This is a genomic window from Mesorhizobium sp. M7A.T.Ca.US.000.02.2.1 (assembly GCF_003996995.1).
Classification (GTDB): domain Bacteria; phylum Pseudomonadota; class Alphaproteobacteria; order Rhizobiales; family Rhizobiaceae; genus Mesorhizobium.
The window spans coordinates 1-2555 of record NZ_RZTT01000616.1; the positions used below are offsets into that span (position 1 = coordinate 1).

Sequence of the window (2555 nt, forward strand, 5' to 3'; positions counted from 1 at the left end):
CGTCGCGGAATTCGATTCGAATCCAAGTTGCTCTAGGCTGGCAATACGCTAGTCTCGTTTTTTGGGTCTGCCGCCCGGCAGACTGCCAGAGTGGGGCTGGTGTGAGGATGAATTCGGGCATTGATCTGCTGCGGATCGAGGATCTTGGCATCTCTTTTGCCATAATCGGGGGACCGTTGCATGCCGTCAGGCGCGCAAATCTCCGCGTCCTGCCCGGCAAGGTCACCGCGCTTGTGGGAGAGTCCGGTTCCGGAAAATCGGTTCTCAGCCAGGCAGTGATGGGCATTTTGCCGAATACGGCCCATGTTCGCGGCCGTATCCTGTTTTCCGATCCTGAAAAGCCCGGAACGACGCAGGATATCCTGCAGATGCAGCGTGACGGAACCGAAATCCGGGCGTTGAGAGGCAGCCGCATCGGCAAAATCTTTCAGGAGCCAATGACATCGCTGTCGCCGCTGCACACGATCGGCAACCAGGTCAGCGAATCCTTGCAGATTCATACGCCTATGGCTCGGGCGGAGCGCAAGGCGCGGACCGAGGAAATGCTCGGCCTTGTCGGCTTCCCCAATCCCAAACGCGCCTATGACATGTATCCCTTTGAACTTTCGGGAGGATTGCGGCAACGCGCCATGATCGCCATGGCGCTCATCTGCCGGCCTGCTTTGTTGATCGCCGACGAGCCGACGACGGCGTTGGACGTCACCATCCAGGCGCAAATCCTGCATTTGCTGCGCGGGCTTCAGACCAAGCTGAACATGGCGATGCTGCTGATCACGCACGACCTTGGCGTGGTCGCCAATGTCGCCGACGAGGTGGTGGTCATGTACCATGGCGAGATCATGGAAATGGGGCCTGTCGAGGCGATATTCCGCCGGCCGGGCCACCCTTACCTGAAGGGCCTGATGGCAGCCGTTCCGCATTTCGACCTGAAGCCTGGTGAAAGGCTAAAGGCGCTCCGCGAGGTGCCGGTGAACGTTGGGAACCTGCTCGGCAAGCAGACTGCGCCGGCATCGAAGGGGCCGGAGGACATTCTGCTTTCGGTGAGGGATCTGACAAAGACCTTCACCACCCGCAAGTCCGGATGGTTCAGCGGGGGTCATCAAACCTCTGTTCGCGCCGTGGACGGCGTGAGCTTCGACATCAGGCGGGGTGAGTGTCTGGGTCTGGTCGGCGAAAGCGGCTGTGGCAAAACAACCGTCAGCAAGATCCTCATGCGGGCCATCACCCCCAGCGGCGGTTCTGTGATCTTCAACGGCCGCGATGGACCGACCGACGTCCTGGGCGCAGAGGGAGATGCCCTGCGCATATTGCGCGCGAAAATCCAGATGGTCTTCCAGGACCCGGTTTCGTCGCTTTCACCTCGCATGACGGTGGAGAACATCTTGAGCGAGCCGCTGGAGATCCATCAACGTGGCAATGCGGCGTCCCGACTCGCCACGGTCAAGAGCCTGATGCAGGCAATCGGGCTCGATCCGCGCTTCATAAAGCGCTATCCGCACAGTTTCTCCGGCGGGCAACGTCAGCGCATCGGCATCGCGCGTGCGTTGGCGCTAGGGCCCGAACTCCTGATCTGCGACGAGCCGGTTTCGGCGCTCGATGTCTCTGTCCAGGCGCAGATCCTGAATCTTCTGAAGGACCTGCAAAAAGAACTGGGCCTGACCTACCTGTTCATATCCCACAATCTGGCGGTGGTGGACTACATGGCAGACCGCATCGCGGTGATGTGCGGCGGGCGTATCGTCGAGCTTGCGCCGCGCGAAATTCTGCTCAGGAAACCAATCCACCCCTACACGCGCTCCCTGGTCGCCGCGGTACCTTTCCCCGATCTCGACAGGCCGATGGATTTCAAGACGCTGAAGCTCAGCGGAGCTTCCGACACCAGCGCATGGGGACCGCAATTCCGCGACGAGGGCGACGAAGATAGGCTGTCACCACTCGATCTTGGCGGTGGCCACCTCGTGCTGGCGAGACATTCGGCCGATATCAGTGAGTTACGCCATTGATCAGCCGGCGCACCGTCCTTGGTCTCATGGCTTCGGCATTTCTGCCAGGGACGTCGCGCGCCGGCGATCTGGAGCCGGAATTTCTTCGGCAACAACTGACGGTCAAGGCGCTGCCGGCACTCGCTGAGCGCCTGCCCAAGAGTCCGCGCGCGCTGAATCTCGCTGCAATGGGCCGGCTGCCCGGCCAGTATGGCGGCACGCTGCGGACAATCATCGGCAGCCAGAAAGATATCCGGATGATGACGATCTACGGGTATTCTCGCCTGGTCGGCTATGACGAAAAGCTCAACATGCAACCCGACATTCTCGAACGTTTCGACGTAGCGGATGATCGCGTCTTCACCTTCAAGATACGGGAAGGGCACAAATGGTCTGACGGCAGCCTGCTGACGACGGAGGATTTTCGCTATTGTTGGGAAGATGTCTGGCTGAACGACGAGCTTTCGCAAGGCGGGCTCGCCCCCGCCCTGCTGGCGGACGGCAAGCCGCCACGCTTCGAGATCGTCGATCCGTTGACGGTCCGCTACAGCTGGGATGCGCCCAATCCAGACT

At 60.6% G+C, this 2555-nt stretch carries 2 protein-coding genes; both read left to right on the top strand.

Annotation, left to right across the window (positions count from 1 at the left end; all coding sequences use genetic code 11):
• Positions 1–107: 107 nt before the first annotated feature.
• Positions 108–2003 carry an ABC transporter ATP-binding protein gene (locus EOD15_RS32525; RefSeq protein WP_127320273.1) on the top strand — a complete coding sequence of 632 codons (1896 nt, stop codon included), beginning with the start codon at positions 108–110 and terminating at the stop codon, positions 2001–2003.
• A partial coding sequence (locus EOD15_RS32530) for an ABC transporter substrate-binding protein (RefSeq protein ID WP_245463829.1) occupies positions 2000–2555 on the top strand: 556 nt, incomplete at its 3' end. The genes EOD15_RS32525 and EOD15_RS32530, both read left to right, overlap by 4 nt.

Bases quoted from the DNA above. Each gene is read 5' to 3' on its own strand.
- EOD15_RS32525 (WP_127320273.1), top strand. From the start codon at position 108: ATGAATTCGGGCATTGATCTGCTGCGGATCGAGGATCTTGGCATCTCT.